14 protein-coding genes are annotated in these 16,597 nt (G+C 61.1%); 7 read left to right on the top strand and 7 right to left on the bottom strand.

Annotated elements, in window-relative coordinates:
• Positions 1–54 precede the first annotated feature (54 nt).
• A complete protein-coding gene (locus AB6N07_RS14270) occupies positions 55–1,542 on the top strand; it encodes a M81 family metallopeptidase (RefSeq protein ID WP_370673751.1) in 1,488 nt (495 codons plus the stop codon).
• The gene (locus AB6N07_RS14265; RefSeq protein ID WP_370673750.1) at positions 1,539–2,627 is read left to right on the top strand and encodes a D-TA family PLP-dependent enzyme; all 1,089 of its coding nucleotides are present in this window, start codon (positions 1,539–1,541) and stop codon (positions 2,625–2,627) included. Before AB6N07_RS14270 ends, AB6N07_RS14265 begins: the two co-directional genes overlap by 4 nt.
• Positions 2,628–2,756: 129 nt before the next feature.
• On the opposite strand, the gene AB6N07_RS14260 is transcribed toward AB6N07_RS14265, so the two are convergent.
• The 5 genes from AB6N07_RS14260 to AB6N07_RS14240 all read right to left on the bottom strand — a co-directional run bounded on the left by AB6N07_RS14260 (position 2,757) and on the right by AB6N07_RS14240 (position 8,277).
• Entirely contained in the window at positions 2,757–3,884 is a 1,128-nt protein-coding gene (locus AB6N07_RS14260; protein ID WP_370673749.1) for an ABC transporter ATP-binding protein, read from the bottom strand.
• A gap of 111 nt (positions 3,885–3,995) precedes the next feature.
• Positions 3,996–5,207: an ABC transporter substrate-binding protein gene (locus AB6N07_RS14255; protein ID WP_370678241.1), complete on the bottom strand. Its 1,212-nt coding sequence runs from the start codon at positions 5,205–5,207 to the stop codon at positions 3,996–3,998.
• A gap of 154 nt (positions 5,208–5,361) precedes the next feature.
• Complete coding sequence (locus AB6N07_RS14250) at positions 5,362–6,204, bottom strand: carbohydrate ABC transporter permease (RefSeq protein ID WP_370673748.1); 843 nt, start codon at positions 6,202–6,204, stop codon at positions 5,362–5,364.
• Positions 6,205–6,207: 3 nt separating this feature from the next.
• The gene (locus tag AB6N07_RS14245) at positions 6,208–7,092 is read right to left on the bottom strand and encodes a carbohydrate ABC transporter permease (RefSeq protein ID WP_370673747.1); all 885 of its coding nucleotides are present in this window, start codon (positions 7,090–7,092) and stop codon (positions 6,208–6,210) included.
• Between the two features lie 12 nt (positions 7,093–7,104).
• A complete protein-coding gene (locus tag AB6N07_RS14240; RefSeq protein ID WP_370673746.1) occupies positions 7,105–8,277 on the bottom strand; it encodes a Gfo/Idh/MocA family protein in 1,173 nt (390 codons plus the stop codon).
• Between the two features lie 518 nt (positions 8,278–8,795).
• Here AB6N07_RS14240 and AB6N07_RS14235 point away from each other — a divergent pair.
• The 5 genes from AB6N07_RS14235 to AB6N07_RS14215 are packed head-to-tail and all read left to right on the top strand — an operon-like array spanning position 8,796 to position 13,278.
• On the top strand, positions 8,796–9,545 hold the full coding sequence (locus AB6N07_RS14235) for a GntR family transcriptional regulator (RefSeq protein WP_370673745.1): 750 nt from the start codon (positions 8,796–8,798) through the stop codon (positions 9,543–9,545).
• A gap of 53 nt (positions 9,546–9,598) precedes the next feature.
• A complete protein-coding gene (gene nagA, locus AB6N07_RS14230; RefSeq protein WP_370673744.1) occupies positions 9,599–10,780 on the top strand; it encodes an N-acetylglucosamine-6-phosphate deacetylase in 1,182 nt (393 codons plus the stop codon).
• Positions 10,777–11,730: an ROK family protein gene (locus tag AB6N07_RS14225; RefSeq protein WP_370673743.1), complete on the top strand. Its 954-nt coding sequence runs from the start codon at positions 10,777–10,779 to the stop codon at positions 11,728–11,730. The genes nagA and AB6N07_RS14225 overlap by 4 nt, the downstream gene beginning before the upstream one ends.
• A complete protein-coding gene (locus tag AB6N07_RS14220) occupies positions 11,708–12,640 on the top strand; it encodes a 2-dehydro-3-deoxygalactonokinase (protein ID WP_370673742.1) in 933 nt (310 codons plus the stop codon). Before AB6N07_RS14225 ends, AB6N07_RS14220 begins: the two co-directional genes overlap by 23 nt.
• 2 nt (positions 12,641–12,642) lie before the next feature.
• On the top strand, positions 12,643–13,278 hold the full coding sequence (locus AB6N07_RS14215; protein WP_370673741.1) for a 2-dehydro-3-deoxy-6-phosphogalactonate aldolase: 636 nt from the start codon (positions 12,643–12,645) through the stop codon (positions 13,276–13,278).
• Positions 13,279–13,347: 69 nt separating this feature from the next.
• Here AB6N07_RS14215 and AB6N07_RS14210 read toward each other — a convergent pair whose 3' ends face one another.
• Positions 13,348–14,403 carry an ABC transporter ATP-binding protein gene (locus AB6N07_RS14210; protein WP_370673740.1) on the bottom strand — a complete coding sequence of 352 codons (1,056 nt, stop codon included), beginning with the start codon at positions 14,401–14,403 and terminating at the stop codon, positions 13,348–13,350.
• Between the two features lie 17 nt (positions 14,404–14,420).
• A complete protein-coding gene (locus AB6N07_RS14205; RefSeq protein ID WP_370673739.1) occupies positions 14,421–16,580 on the bottom strand; it encodes an ABC transporter permease in 2,160 nt (719 codons plus the stop codon).
• Between the last annotated feature and the right edge of the window lie 17 nt (positions 16,581–16,597).

Here is a 16,597-nt window from a genome sequence, read left to right as displayed (position 1 = left end):
CGGGCATTGGCACACACGCCATCCCGACACTTGCCACCAACCCGAGGCACCACCTTGCGCATCTTCACCGCCGCTCTCGCAACGGAAACAAACACCTTCTCTCCGATCTGCATCGATCGCCGCGCTTTTGAAGATTCGCTCTATGCGCCGCCCGGCCAACATCCGTCGACACCAACTCTGTGCACGGCACCGATCACTGTTGGGCGAAAGGTCTGCGCTGCGAAGGGCTGGGAACTTATCGAGGGAACCGCGACCTGGGCCGACCCGGCGGGGCTGATCAACCGCGCCACGTTCGAGGGGCTGAGGGACGAGATTCTGGACCAGCTCAAGGCGGCCCTGCCCGTCGACGCCGTCGTGCTCGGACTGCACGGGGCCATGGTAGCCGATGGTTATCTTGACCCCGAAGGCGACTTTCTGGAGCGCATCAGAACCATTGTCGGTCCCGATGTGCTGGTCTGCTCGGAGATCGATCCGCACAGCCATCTGACGGCAAAGCGGGTCGCCGCCGTCAACTTCCTCGTCGCCTTCAAGGAATTTCCCCACACCGATTTCGTCGATCGGGCAGAAGACCTCTGGGCGATTGCCGTCGCCACCCTGGAGGACCGGGTCAAGCCGGTGATGAGCGTATTCGACTGCCGCATGATCGATGTCTTTCCGACCTCTCGCGAACCGATGCGCAGCTTCGTCGACCGCATGAAAGAGATCGAGGCGACCGATAACGATGTGCTCTCGCTGTCGGTGATTCATGGTTTCATGGCAGGCGACGTACCGGAGATGGGCACCAAGACCATTGCCGTCACCAACGGCAATCCGGCAAAGGGGCAAAAGCTGGCGCGCGACCTCGGCATGGAACTCTTTGAGAAGCGCGGGACCTACATGGTGCCGCAGATCGACGAGAAGGAGGCGGTCAGCCGCGCCCTCGCCGCCACCGCGCATCCAGTGGTGATCGCCGACGTATGGGACAATCCCGGCGGCGGCACCGCGGGCGATGCCACGGTGATCCTTGAAGAGCTTCTGGCGCGCGGGGCAACAAGCGTTGCTGTCGGCCTGATCTGGGATCCAATCGCAGTCCAGATCTGCATGGCGGCCGGCGAAGGGGCGGAAATACCACTGCGCTTCGGCGCTAAGTCGGCTCCCTTCACCGGCGATCCGATCGATGCCATCGTCAAGGTCGTGCGCGTGGTACCGAACGCTGAGATGCGCTTCGGCGACAGTGTCGCGCCATTTGGTGCCGCCGCGCATATCCACTTCAAGGGTATCGATGTCGTCCTCGGCACCGTGCGGGTGCAGAGCTATGATCCTTCATTGTTCACGGCGCTTGGCATCGATCCGATGACCAAGGATATATTGCTCATCAAATCCACCAATCATTTCTATGCCGCCTTCTCCAAGATCGCGTCGGAAATCCTCTATTGTTCGGCCGGACGCCCCTATCCCAACGATCCTGCCACAACCCCTTACCGCCGGGCGCGCCGCGATATTTGGCCGATGATTGCCGACCCGCATGGCGATGTCCGAACCAGTGAGGCAGCAGCGCAATGACCGTTATGACTCCCCGTGCCGGCGATCCGATCGCCAGCGTATCCACCCCTCAGCCGGTCATCGACGAGGATCGCCTCGCCGCCAACATCGCCCGCGTCCAGTCCTATATGGACGCCCATCATCTGAACTTTCGGCCGCACATCAAGACGCACAAGATTCCGGCTGTGGCCGAGGCGCAGCGACAAGCCGGCGCCCGTGGCATCAATTGCCAGAAGGTCACGGAAGCGGAAGCGTTCGCCGAGGCGGGCTTCGACGACATCCTGATCACTTTCAATATCCTGGGCGTGGAGAAGTTGGACCGTCTCGCCGACCTCAACGACCGGATTTCGGGGTTGAAGGTCGTCGCCGACAGTGCCGTCACGGTTGACGGGCTCGCCGGCCATTTCGCCGGCCGCAAGCCGCTCGCGGTGCTGGTGGAATGCGACACCGGCGCCGGCCGTTGCGGTGTCCAGACGCCGGCCGAGGCCCTGGCGCTGGCTCGGCGCGTCGCCGGCAGCAACGCCCTGACATTCGGCGGTTTGATGACCTATCCCAAGGCTGGAAGCGAAGCCGCGACGGAAGCCTTCTTCGCAGAGACTCTGACCGGCCTGAAGGCCGAGAGGATCGACTGCCCCATCGTCAGCAATGGCGGCACGCCAAGCCTTTTCTCCGCCCATCTCGTGACCTCGGCCACCGAGCACCGCGCCGGTACATATGTCTATAACGACCGTTCGATGGTGCGTGCCGGCCACTGCGCACTCGACGACTGCGCCATGCACATCCTGGCCACTGTTGTCTCTCGTCCGACGCCGGATCGCGCCATCCTTGATGCCGGATCGAAAGCGCTGACCTCCGACTTGCTGGGCTTTTCGGACTTTGGCCTGATCGTCGAGTATCCCGACGCGCTCATCACCGGTCTTTCCGAGGAACACGGCACAGTCGATCTTTCCAAGCTGTCGGGTCGGCGCCCGGAAATCGGCGAACGCGTCCGCATCGTGCCGAACCACACCTGTGTGGTGTCAAATCTTTTCGACAGCATGGTTTTTCATCGCGGCGGCGTGGTGACTCGCGTCGAGCCGGTGGCTGCCCGCGGTCTCGTCTGGTAGCCAGCCGCATCAGCGAAAAGTAAATACGAAACAAAAGCGGCATCGCGATCGGGCTATATCGCGATGCCGCAATAGTTTTGCCAGGAAACCGCCGAACTGCCCACGGTGGGGGCTGCCTGCGGCTTCGGGTTAAGCCTCTCGATTCAGCAAGGGCATGCCGAGCTCGGCGAGATTGACCTTACGCTCAAGCGACCAGCCGTCGGCGTCGAACAAATGGCAATCCTCTGCCTTGATGCCGACCTTGAACTCGTGCCCCGCTTGCACCGGAGCCGAGCCCGGCAACAGGGCGCAGAAAGACTCGCCCGTCGGTAAGTTGGCATAAGCGATGGTATTGATTCCCAGTCGCTCGATAACCGCTGGCGTCACTGCAAGGTTAATGTGCCCCTCCCCCAGACGCGTGTGTTCCGGTCGGATACCGAGCGTCATGGTCTTGCCCACGATATACTGGCGCGGCTTGACGGGAACCAGCAGCGACTGGCCGGCGAACTCCACGGTAACCCCCTCCTCGCCAGCGTCGGTACACACCACCGGAAGAAAGTTCATCTTTGGATTGCCGATGAAGCTCGCAACAAACAGGTTGCGCGGTTTGTGATAAAGCTCGAGCGGTGCCCCGACTTGAGCGATATCGCCGGCGTTCAGGACCACAATGCGGTTGGCCATGGTCATGGCCTCGACCTGATCGTGGGTGACGTAGATCATCGTCGCCTTGAGCTGGGCGTGCAGTTTGCTGAGCTCAAGGCGCATTTCGGCCCTTAGCGCGGCGTCGAGGTTGGAGAGCGGCTCGTCGAACAGGAAAATCTTGGGCTCGCGAACGATGGCGCGGCCGATGGCGACGCGCTGGCGTTGACCACCCGAGAGCATGCCAGGCTTCTGCTGAAGCCGCTTGTCGAGCTGCAGAACCTTGGCAACCGCCCCCACCTTCTCGCGAATCTTGTCTTCCGGAAGCTTCTCCACCCGCAGAGGAAAGGCGATGTTCTCAAACACCGTCATGTGCGGATAGAGAGCGTAGGACTGGAACACCATGGCGATACCGCGGGCGACCGGTGGTTTGTCGTTGACCCGCACATCATCGATCAAAATGTCGCCGCTGCTGGTCGAATCGAGGCCGGCGATCATGCGCAGCAACGTTGACTTGCCACAGCCGGACGGTCCGACGAACACGACGAATTCACCTTCCTCAACCTCGAGGCTGATGCTTTTCAGCACCTCGTAGTCGTCGAAGGACTTGTTTACCTGGTTGAGTTGCAGCTGCCCCACGGCTCTGGTTCCCCGCGAAATTCGACCGTCGCTGGTGCGAAGTCGGCTTCCGTTCTGTCGATTGGAGAGATCCCGCGGGCCAGACTGGCCCGCAGGACGCGCTCGGCAGGCTTACTTGTACTGCTCGAGATCGGCGGCTGCCTTCTTGAGGGCGGCGGCCGGCTCGGCCGCGCCGGTAACGACCGACTGGACCATCTCGATCATCACGTTCTGGAAGCCCTTGTAGTCCTTGAACAACGGCTCCGGACCGCCAAAGGAAATGCCGTCGATGAACGGCTTCCAAGTCGGATCTGCCTTGACGAACTCGTCGACCTTGGCCGACGGACGCAGCGGGGTGAGGCCAGCCCCGCCCTGTAGCTCGTATTCGCCTTGCGGCCCCGGCGACGTGATGAACTTGGCGAATTCTGTCGCCTTTTCCTCAACGCCGGTACCCTTGAAGATGGCCAGACTGTCGGTGATCAACAGCGTGCCCTGCCCTTTGGCCGATGGGCCAAGCGGCAACGGAGCGACGCCCCAGTTGATCTTGGTCTTCTTGAGCAGATTGGCCGCACCCGAACCGGCCTGGATCATCCCGACCTTGCCGTCGAGGAAGATGGCGCGGATCTCGTTCTGCTCATAGGCGGTCGCGCCTTCCACCGAATAAGGGGTGATATCCTTGTAGGCCTGCAGCGCGGCGAGAACTTCCGGGCTATCGATGGTGATCTTGTCGCCGTCGTTCACCTTGCCGTTGTTGGTGTAAACCCAATGCATGAACTGATGCATGGTGTTGTCGAAGGTCTTGGCCGGCAGGCCGTAGCCGGCGACACCGGTCTTTTCCTTGATCTGCTTGGCGTCGGCGATCTCTTCGGCCCAGGTCTTCGGCGGCGTCTCGGGATCGAGGCCGGCGGCCTTGAACAGGTCCTTGTTCCAGTACAGAGCCTTGGTCGAGAAGGCGATAGGAACGCCCCACTGGGTGTCCTGGAAGGTAACGGTACCGACGATGTTGGGGTAATAGCTCTTCTTCTCGTCGTCGGTCATCGGCACCGGAACGATGAGGTCGTTCTCGGCAAACTGCTTCAGCGTGCGTGAGCCGACATAGGCCATCGCAACGGGGTTACCGGCCACAGCCAGCGTGGTCGCCTTGTCCTGGCACTGGTCCCAGCCGACCAACTCCGGCTTGACCGACCAGCCCGGATTTTTGGTTTCCCATTCCTTGATGTATTTCTGGTGGATGGGATCGATCGTGTCACCGCAATAGATCCAGCTGATGGTCTGATCAGCGGCCATGGCCAGAGCCGTTCCTGCCATCAGCATGGCAGCGGCCCCGAGCGTCACTTTCGTCATCTTAGACATTGACTGTTCTCCTCTGATTTTCACTTTGTTTTTTCAGTCATCCGAGGTCGCTCGCCGATGATCCTGCGGTCCGAGCACCTCACCCCACACCCGGCCCCGCGGCGGCGCCGGTATCTCATTCGGACTTACACCCCGAACGGAATTCTCACGACTTCACGGCACCCGCTGTAAGGCCCGCGACGAGGTATTTCTGCAGGAAGAAGAAGACGATCATCACCGGCGTGATGCCGACGATACTGGCCGCCATCAGTTCGTTCCAGGCAACCTCCTGGCGACCGAAGAAAGCAAACAGGCCAACTGACAGCGGCATATACTCCGACTTCGAATTGAAGGTCAGGGCATAGATGAACTGCTGCGCGTAGACGGTCAGAAAGCAGTTGATGCCGGCGATCAGGATGCCAGGCATTGCCAGTGGCAGAACCACACGACGGAAGGTGTAGAAGCGGCTGGCGCCGTCGGCAAAGGCGGCCTCCTCAAGCTCCTTGGGAATGCGAAGCATATAGGCCCTGAGCAGCCAGATGCCAGTACCGAGGATGAAGGCGGTCCCCGGCACGATCATGGCGAAATAAGTATTGAGCAGCCCGGTGGCTCGCATCAGGCGGTAAAGCGGGATGAGCAACACGGCGCCGGAGAACATGTTGATCATCAGAAAGGCGCTTAGCATGGTGCCTCTCCCGCGGAACTCGATGCGGGCCAGGGCATAGGCGGCGGGGACGATCATGAAAAGACCAAAGAAAGTGGCGACGGTCGCAATGAAAATACCGTTCAGAATGTAGAGCCACAGGAACGGGACCGTCTGCCAGATACGGAAATAGGCGTCGAAAGACCCTTCCTTCGGCCAAAAGCTGTAGGGAGACGAAAACAGTTGCTGCAGCGGCTTCAGCGAGACGAGAAAACCTTCCACGAACGGCGACAGCACGAAAGTGAGAAAGACGAAGATACCGAGATAGATGCCGATCTTCTCGTACCAGGTGTACTTGTCGATCATCGCTCAGCGCTCCTGCGTAGCCGACAGTTTGTTGACGATGCGGAAGTAGAAGAAGCAGAAGATCGACAGGCAGATCCCCACCAGCACGACGCGAGCCGAACCCTCGCCGTATTTGTAGGACCCGAAGGCGGTCTTGTAGGTGTCGATGATCATGGTCGTCGTTTCGCCGGACGGACCACCGCGCGTCAGAATCCAGATGATGTCGAACGAATTGAAGGTCGAAATCAGCGAAATCATCGAAATGGTGATCAGCGACGGCGTGATCAGCGGCAGGGTAATGCGGCGCAGCCGATAGAGGCGACTGGCACCGTCGACCCAGGCGGCCTCGTAGAGGTCCTTCGGAATGGATTGGGTGGCGGCCAACATGTAGAGCGTTACCAGCGGAACGCCGATCCACACATCGGTGAAAATAGTCGCCCAGAAGGCAGTCGAACCATAGGCGAGAAAGGCAACCGGCCCATCTACCAGGCCAAAGCGTTGCAGCAGGCCGGAAATCATGCCGAACTGGCCGTTGTACATCCAGCCCCACATGAAGATGCCGATGGCCATCGGTACGATCCACGGCGGCATGGTCAGCACTCGAAAGAGCGCCCGCCCCGGCACAGCCGCGTTCAGCAGCGTCGCGCCGAGCACGCCGATGATCATCTTGATCGACACAGAAAAGAACGTCCACACCATGGTGCGGAGAATGATGATCTCGAAGCCGGACTTGAAGATCTTGATATAGTTCTCCCACCCGACCCAGTTGACCGTCTTCTTGAGAGCCGTATCGGTGAATGACAACAGGAAGGCATCGACGAGCGGATAGGCAACGATGGCAATGACGTAGATCAGGGCTGGTGCCAAAAGCATCCAGGCAAAGATGGCAGCGCTTCGACTGACATTCATACTGTCGTCCTTTTAGCCGTTCAGCGATCGCGTGTTACCGTTAAGGCAGGCATCATAGGTCGCCCACACCGGGGCAAGATCGATGACCTTGTGGCCAGCTCGGGCCTCATCCATGGCAAGCGCCAGCATGCCGGCCTCGATGGCATCGAGAGCCGACACCGGAAGCGGCGCTCCAGCCGTGACATGCGCGATAACGTCGGCAGCCATTTGCTCATCGGCACCGTAGTGCTGAGATTTGGCGGAGGGCGCCTTGTAGGAGTTGGCGATCAGCTTGGCGCTGTCGATGGCGCGATGAACGTTGAGGAAGCCCCGAACGAAGTCGCCCTCGGCTGTTCCCTTTGCTCCGATGACGCAAAACCGCCTGAAATCATCGGGAACGTTGAGATTGGTATGGAAGGCGAGCGAGGAGCCGTTCTCGTATTCGACGATGGCAGTCTGGAAATCGATGATGTCGGCATCGCTGTCGAACACCTTGTCACTACCCATCCAGCCACTCGGCTTCCGATGAAAAACCTCAAGATCGTTGACGCCCTGCGCCTGCGGCGCATTGGCCGGCGTAAAGCTTCGGCGACCGCCGAAGCTGGCAACAAAGCGAGGGCGAACTCCCATGACACCATTGTAAAGATCGAGATCGTGGCAGCACTTTTCGAGCATGAAACCGCCCGTATAGTGGGCGTAGCGGCGCCAATCGCGCATGAAGAACGCACCGTGATAGGGCGGGATGTGCTCGGATGCCTCGATGGAGGCGATGTCTCCAAGCAACCCCGATGCCTGAGCGGCGCGTAGGTCGCGATACAATGGCGAATAGCGCAGCACCAAACCGACCAACAGGCGGTCGTGCCCATGCTTGGCCAGCAGCCGGGCGAGCTCGTAGCTCTCCTCGATGGACGTGACGATCGGCTTTTCCGAAAAAACCTTAAGTCCAGCCTCTAGCCCGATGCGGATGTGTTCGAGATGCAGATGGTTCGGCGAGCCGATCATCAGCAGATCAAGCGTATTGGCGTCGATCAAAGCCTCAGGCGTGTCGTATTTCCGTCCTGCCGAAATACCAGCCCGCTCAAGCTGCGGCAGACCGGCGGGATCCGGATCAACGTAGCCAACGATTTCGAATTCCGGATCGATGTCCTTGAATATCTCGCCGAGATAGCCAAGCCGGAAACCGAGACCGACGATGCCGACTTTCATCACTAGAAACCCCTTATCTAATTTTTTTTCGCAGACTGCTGGAAAACATTGCCTCGGTCAACAAAAAATCCTGTCAGCGGGCTCGATTGTGAAAATAAATTCAATGATTTACGCAAAAGAAACCTCCACCCCGCAGCAGGAAGCCACGAGAGTCAGTCTTCTTCAGGTTTTACAATCAAGCGTTGTGTTAACTGTTCCGTAGACAGAGTTTAGTTGCGGCTTTTAACAAGCTTCAGCCATCTCCGCCGTATTGTGCCTTCAGAATAATACCAAAAAAGGCCAAGAGTCCATGACCAACGCCAAACCAGGCGGTATAGAGGCAAACATTTGAAATCAAACGGTCTTTCTGGAGCTGCCTTAGTCGACGAGTTTTTTGATGAAAACGATTTTCGATCTTGGTATCGTGCTGGTATTAGCCGGAGCCCAATGGGAGATGGATTTATGACGGCCAGACCTTCATGGCTCTCCCGGGCGGGCTCAAAAGCCCAAAGTGCACTGCGTCGGTCGGAGCCGTCGATATGAATGGCAACTTGTCCTTTGAAGAGTTGCAGTCCGCCCGCGTTGGCCCGCTCTATCTCAAACTCAAGACCGTCATCGAAAATGCCATCACCGTCGGCCGCCTCAAGCATGGTGATGCCCTGCCACCCGAACGCGATATCGCCGATACCGCCGCGATTAGCCGCGTCACCGTCCGCAAGGCGATCGATACACTGGTGGCCGACGGATTACTGGTTCGCCGCCGTGGTTCCGGCACCTTTGTGGTCAGGCCGATCCAGCGCCTCCAGCAGCCGTTGTCGCGTCTCACGTCGTTCACCGACGACATGCATCGGCGCGGCATGCAGGCCGGTTCGCGTTGGATCAGCCGCGGCTTGGTTTTCCCGACCCCGGAAGAAACGATGACGCTCGGTCTAGCCAGCGAGGCGCGCGTTGCCCGTTTGATCCGGATACGCACGGCGGACGACCTGCCCATCGCTCTGGAGCGCACCAGCCTGCCCGACGACATCCTGCCCGATCCCCATGTCGTCAATGATTCCCTCTATTTGGCATTGGCGGAACGCGGCGTGCGTCCAGTCCGCGCCAATCAGCGCATTTCCGCTGTTCTGCTCAAGGACGATGAAACCGAATTGCTCGGCGTCCCCCCAGGATCGCCGGCGCTTTCGGTGCAGCGTATCGCTTATTTCGAGACCGGGCGGGTCATGGAAATGTCGACTGCGCTCTATCGCAACGACGTTTATGACCTCATCGCCGAGCTGACCATCGGGCAATGAGACGAAGCCTCATCACTTCAATGACTTAACGATCAGAGAGAAATTTTCCCCAAATGTCCGCAACACTCGCCGTCACCGGCGGCCGCATCTTCGATGGCTCTACCTTCGTCGAGGATAGAGCACTGATCCTCGAGGACGGTCGCATCGTGGCGATCGCCCCGGCCCACCAACTGCCGGCCGGCATCGCTGAGATTGATGCCACCAACAGGATCGTCTCGCCCGGTTTCATCGACCTGCAGGTCAACGGCGGCGGCGGCGTGCTGTTCAACAACGATCCGACCGTCGCCGGCATTCGAACGATCTGTTCAGCCCATGCCCGCTTCGGCACGACCGCGCTGATGGCAACGCTGATCACCGATACCCCGGAAGTCGGCGCCGCCGCGATCTCCGCCGGTATCGAGGCGCACCGACTGAGGGTGCCCGGCTTCCTCGGACTGCATCTGGAAGGTCCGCATTTGTCGGTTGCCCGCAAGGGCACCCATGACCCTTCGCTGATCCGGCCGATGACCGATACCGATCTCGCCCGAATGGTCGACGCGGCTGGTCGGTTCGGGAAAGCGATCACCACCATTGCGCCGGAAAGCGTCAGCCCCGAACAGGCTGCCCGTCTGGTCGAGGCTGGCTACGTCGTGAGCCTGGGTCACACCGACACCAAGGCGTCGACCGTCGCCGCCTACGTGGCGGCCGGCGCCTCGATGGCAACGCACCTCTTCAACGCCATGAGCCAGATGGCGAACCGCGAGGCGGGACTGGTCGGAGCAGCTCTCGCAAGCGGCCGCCTATCCTGTGGCATGATCGCCGATGGCTTCCATATCGATCCCACCGTGATGCAGGTGGCGTTGCGCGCCAAGCAAGGCCCCGGTCGCATATTCCTGGTCACTGACGCCATGTCGACGATTGGCACCGACCAGACAAGCTTCGAACTGACCGGCCGCCAAATCTATCGCAAAGGGGGACGGTTGACACTTACCGACGGAACCCTGGCGGGGGCCGACATCGATATGTTGTCCTGCGTTCTCTTCGTGCACAAGCGCCTCGGCCTGCCCCTCGGCGAAGCGATCAACATGGCTTCGCTCTACGCCGCCCAAGCGATCGGTTGCGCTTCCAAGGGCCAACTGGCGGCCGGCATGGACGCTGATTTCCTGTTGCTGGAGAGCGACCTGTCGCTCGCCGCCACCTATATCGGCGGCACTTGCGTCTACCGCCAATCCGGACAGGGACAGGTCGCTTCATGATCGTCTGCTTCGACATAGGCGGCACCACCGTAAAGGGCGCCGTCGCCCACGCGGTCGACAACATCCGCCCCTTTCCACGCCGCCCGACACCAGCGAGCGATTTTGCCGCCTTCGTGGCCGCCCTGAAATCGGTGATGGCCGAGGCCGGAGGCACGCCTCAATGCGTCGCCATCTCGATTGCCGGCATTGTCGATCCCGAGACTCAGAGAGCTGTGGTCGCCAACGTGCCCTGCATCAACGGCCGGCGGCTGCAGGCCGATCTCGAAGACGCGCTCGGGATGTCGGTACTGATTGCCAATGACGCCGACTGTTGCGTCCTGGCGGAAGCCGGGATTGGCGCCGGGCGAGGCCATCGCATTGTCTTCGGAGTCATTCTCGGTACCGGCGTCGGTGGTGGCCTGGTCATCGACGGCAAGCTGATCAACAGCCACGGTGGCTTTGCCGGCGAATGGGGACACGGGCCTGTCGCCGCCACCAGGGCCGGCCATCCACCGGTTGAGCTGCCCCGCTTTGCTTGCGGCTGCGGTCAGATTGGTTGCGTCGATGCCGTGTGCAGCGCTCGCGGCATGGAGAAGTTGCATGTCGAGCTCTCGGGTCAATCCCTCAGCAGCGAACAGATTACCCAGGCTTGGATCGCCGGCGACTCGGCGGCGGCGCGCACGATCGACGTCTATCTCGACATCCTGTCGGGACCGCTCGCGCTGGTGGCCAATGTTACCGGCGCGACCATCATTCCCGTCGGTGGTGGCCTTTCGAACTGTGGGCCGTTGATCGGGGCGCTCGATGAGGCCGTGCGGTCTCGCATCCTCCGGCGGATCAATCGGCCGCTGGTGGTCCAGGCTCTCTGCCAGGTGGAGCCGGGTCTGGTCGGCGCGGCCGTGCTGGGATTTGCGTCCCTCGAACAATCAACGAGCGGAGGGAGAGGAAATGGGGCATCGGCAAACAGGTGACGGACAAGCCGCCTTCATCGCGATCGACTGGGGCACCAGCAGCTTTCGCGCTTGGCTGATGGCGGCGGACGGCACGCCGCTCGCAGAACGCCGCGGCGAGGAAGGCATGCGTCACTGCGCGACCGCCGGCTTCGAGACTGTGTTTCGGCGCCACATCGCGGCGCTTGGGGGCGAAGGACTGCCGACGATTATCTGTGGCATGGCCGGAGCCCGCCAGGGGTGGCGAGAAGCGCCTTATCTTGAAACGCCGACACGCCTCGACGCCCTGCATGCGGGCGCCGTTCGGGTCGATATCGATGGTGACGTTCGAATTTTACCGGGGGTAGCCCAGGCGTCGTCGGCCGAGCCGGACGTCATGCGAGGCGAGGAAACCCAGATCCTCGGCTCGATCGAACCAGGCTTTACCGGCCTCGTTTGCATTCCCGGCACTCATAGCAAGTGGGTCGTCATCGAAGACGGAGCGATCACCGCTTTTACGACCTACATGACGGGTGAACTGTTCGCCCTTGTCGCCGAACAGAGCGTGGTGTCATTGGCACTCGACAAGGAAGTCGGCGCCACACCGGATAGTCAGGCCTTTTCGGCTGGCCTCGGCACTGCCGAATCGGGCGATGCCGCCCTCACCTCCTCGCTGTTCCGCATCCGCTCGGCCATGTTGCTCGGCTTCGCCAACAAAGGCGACGGCGCGGCCAGGCTGTCGGGCCTACTGATCGGCACCGAGATGGCCGACGCCCTGCGCCGCTATGGCAGGCAAAAACCTGTCCGCCTCATCGCAACCGGTTCGTTGGCAGCACTCTATGAGGCGGCTCTTGCGCACGCCGGCTTCATCTCGACAACGGCGGATGCCGAACTTGCATCAAGGCGCGGACTGGCACGCGTCGCGCTCGCACTTTGGAATAAGGGAAGTTGAAAATGGTGTCTCCCGTCGGCTGGCCCGAACTCAAGTACCCGCTGGTTGCCATTCTGCGCGGTGTCCAGCCCGACGAGGTCGAGGCAATTGGCGACGTCCTCGTCGAGGCAGGTTTTGAGGCCATAGAGGTGCCACTCAACTCGCCCGACCCGCTCGTCTCGATCGAGCGACTCGCCAAACGCCACGGCGAGCGCATCCTGATCGGTGCCGGCACCGTGCTGAGCGCCGCCGACTGCGCCGCCGTCGCCGATGCCGGCGGACGCCTGATGGTCAGCCCCAATGTCGACCCCGAGGTTCTGGCGATGGCTGTGGCCCGGGGCATGGTGACGCTGCCCGGCGTCATGTCGCCAACCGAAGCCCTGCTCGCCCTCCGCTGCGGCGCCTCAGCCCTCAAATTCTTCCCCGCCTCGGTGCTCGGCCCCTCCGGCATATCAGCAGTTCGCGCCATCCTGCCCAAGGGAACGCGGGTAGCAGCGGTCGGCGGAGTCTCGAACGAAAATTTTGCCGACTATGTCGCGGCGGGAATCAGCATCTTCGGCTTAGGCACCAACCTCTACAAACCCGGACGAACGACGGAAGAGATGGCCACCACGGCAGCGGCGGCAATCAAGGCCTACGATAAGGCGATCGGCAGGTAACCGATCGCCCGTCGTGGCTACTCATCGAGTGGAGACCTTCGCCGCGCCTTCCGCAAATGCAGAGCTCTCCTATGCCGAAACAATCCGAAGATCCGCCGGGTCAAAGCCGACGTGGACTTGGTCGCCAATCATAAAGGGCTTGGCTCTCGGCGCGACCGACGCGAACAGCGGCCCGGCCTTGGTTTCCAACGAATACTGGATCTGATTTCCCAAATACGCGGCGTAGGTCACTTCGGCGGGCAGAGAATAGACTGTTGGTTCGGCACGGATCGCCATCTGGTGCGGTCTGAGTACCAGCTTGCCCGCCCCGTGGATCGTCGTCGTAAGTGGCAGCTCGATCCGCCGCCCGAGCAGATCGACGCCGGTAGTCGCGCCAGTGGGCGTCACATCGACATCGATGAGGTTGGCGTCGCCGATGAAATCGGCGATGAAGGCGGAGGCCGGCCGCTCGTAGAGATCTTCCGGCGTTCCCTCCTGAGCAATCTCGGCATTCTTCATGACGATGATGCGATCAGAGACAGCCATGGCTTCTTCCTGATCGTGGGTAACATAGACGGCCGTCAAGCCCAGCCGTTGCTGGATCTGCCGGATCTCCTCGCGGACGCGACGCCTGAGCTTGGCGTCGAGATTGCTGAGCGGTTCATCGAGAAGCAGCACCTCGGGCTCAAGAACAACGGCACGCGCAACGGCGACGCGTTGCTGTTGACCGCCGGAGAGTTCCGATGGCAACCGCCTGCCGAAGCCGGCAAGGCCGACCATGGCCAAACCTTCCTCAGCCCTCGCATGGGCCTCCGCCTTCGCCACGCGCTTGACCGTCAGGCCATAGGCGACGTTTTCGAGGACTGTCATATGCGGAAAGAGCGCATAGGATTGAAAGACCATCGACACGCGCCGGTAGGTGGCCGACAGGTTGGTGACGTCGGCGCCACCGATCAGGATACGGCCTTCGGAGGCGCTCTCCAAACCGGCGATCAAGCGTAACGTCGTCGTCTTGCCACAGCCGGACGGACCAAGCAGCGTCACCAACGTGCCCGGCTGGATATCGAGATCAAGTGGCTTCAGAGCAACCACCTCGCCGAAGCGCTTGCTGACGCCTTCGAACTGAACGGAACCTTTTTCAGACATCGGAGTGAGCTCCCGGGTCAATGAGCTTCAACGCGATCGGCGCGGCGCAGGCGGCGTCGGCCAATCAACAATTGCATCAAGAGAATACAGGTCAGCATGGTGACGATGAGCACCGACGCATACGCGATGGAGATGCCGTATTCGCCGTTCTCGACTCGGCCGACGATGAAGGCCGTCGCCATGTTGTACTGCGCCGAGACGAGGAAGATGACCGCCGACACCGAGGTGATGGCCCGCACGAAGCTATAGGTCAGCGCCGCGAGGATCGCCGGCCCCATCAACGGCATGATGACCCGGCGCAGAGTGGTGAAGCTGTTCGCCCCAAGCATGATCGAAGCTTCGTCGAGCGACTTGTCGAGCTGGCTCATGGCCGCGATGCCGCCGCGCACGCCGACAGGCATGTTGCGGAAGACGAAGACGATGACCAGGATAATCGCCGTGCCCGTAAGTTCGACTGGCGGAAAGTTGAAAGCCATCACATAGGCGACGCCGATCACCGTGCCGGGAATGGCAAAGGACAACATGGTCGAGAATTCAAACGCATTCTTGAAGGCGAACTTCTGCCGCACCAACAGATAGGCCGTGGCAAGCCCCACCATCGCGGTCAGAGGCGCCGAGATGCCGGCGATCCACAGCGTGGTGAAATAACTGTCCCAGGCGGATCCGACAAAATGGATGCCGTTGCGGTACACGATCTTGAAGGCGCGCACATAGTGTTCGAACGTGAAGCTGTGATCGTAGCCCCAGAGCTTCACGAAGCTTCCGAAAATGATGAGGGCGTAGATCAGCGCGGTAAACATCGCCCAGGGAATGGCAACGCCATAGCACGTCCAGCGCAGCGCAGGGTTCAGGGCGGCATTGCGTCCGGAATCGGCCTTGCCGGTAACCGTGGCATAGTTCTTCTTGCCGACCCACTGCCGCTGAATGACAAAGACAGTCAGCATCAACGCAAGCAACGTCACCGACAGGATGGCCGCTTGGGCCGGATCGGCGACGGTACCGACGATTGAAAAATAGATCTCCGTCGACAGCACGTCGAAATTGCCGCCCAACACAAGCGGATTGCCGAAATCGGCGAGGCTCTCGATGAAGGCCAACAGAAAGGCATTGGCCAGCCCCGGACGCATCAAAGGCCACGTTACGTAGCGAAACGTCTGCCAGCGGTCCGCGTCGAGCGTCTGGCTCGCCTCCTCCATCGAAGGGCTGACGCCTTCCACAACGCCAATCAGCACGAGGAAGGCGATCGGCGTGAAGGACAACATCTGAGACAGCCATACGCCCCAGAAGCCGTAGAGCCAGCGGCTCTTCTCGATTCCGAACACTTCATAGAGGCCGGCGGTGATCGTACCGGCGCGGCCGAACAGCAGGATCAGGGCAAGACCGATCACGAAGGGGGGCGTGATGATCGGCAGGATGGAGAGGACCCGAAGCAACTTCTTGGCGCGAAATTCAGTCCGGGTGACAATCAGCGCAAAGGCAAGCCCTAAGAGCGTCGTTCCAGCGGCGGTCGCCAAGGCCAGAATGACCGAATTCACCGCCGGACCACACCACCCTGCTCCGACCAGACAAGCTCCACTCCAAACTTCCGGCGAGAACAAACGCGGGAAGAACTCGCTGACACCGAAGCCGGCGCCATTTCGGAGCTCAAAGGCTCGCCCCAATATGAATGCCATCGGATAGAAGACGAACAATCCAACGAGTGCGACGATGGCGCCGACCAGTCCGGTGATGAAGGCGTCGCCCCGTCCCTTGCCGAGCCCTGACACGCCGGTCGTCAGCACGAAGAGCAGCGCGGCGGCGACAACCAGCGCGCCCGCCCCCATGCCGGACTGGCTCGCCCCTTGCGGCACGCCGAAGCGCGGGCCATGCCCAAGGATCAGCAGGCCCTGCGCCACCATCAAGATGAGGCCGAGCGCGCCGGAGGCGACGAGACCACGAGCCACCGTGAGCTGCCGTGTGCCAAGCCCTAGCGTCGCGGCGGCGGCGGCAAACCCAACGAGCGGGGCCGTCAGCCACCACCGCCCCTGAAGCAGAGATACGAGGGCCGATGGTCCGAGTAAGAATGGATCGGCCAGCCAGCCGAGCCGCCAGAAGCCGGGATCGCCCACGAGGTACCAGGGCAACAGGGCATAGCCAATCAGGCCGATCAGGAGCCAGAGCCCCGCCGTGCGTTTCATGCCATTCATCCTGAAGG

Source organism: Pleomorphomonas sp. PLEO (assembly GCF_041320595.1).
GTDB lineage: Bacteria > Pseudomonadota > Alphaproteobacteria > Rhizobiales > Pleomorphomonadaceae > Pleomorphomonas.
This window is presented reverse-complemented; position numbering and strand designations above follow the sequence as displayed.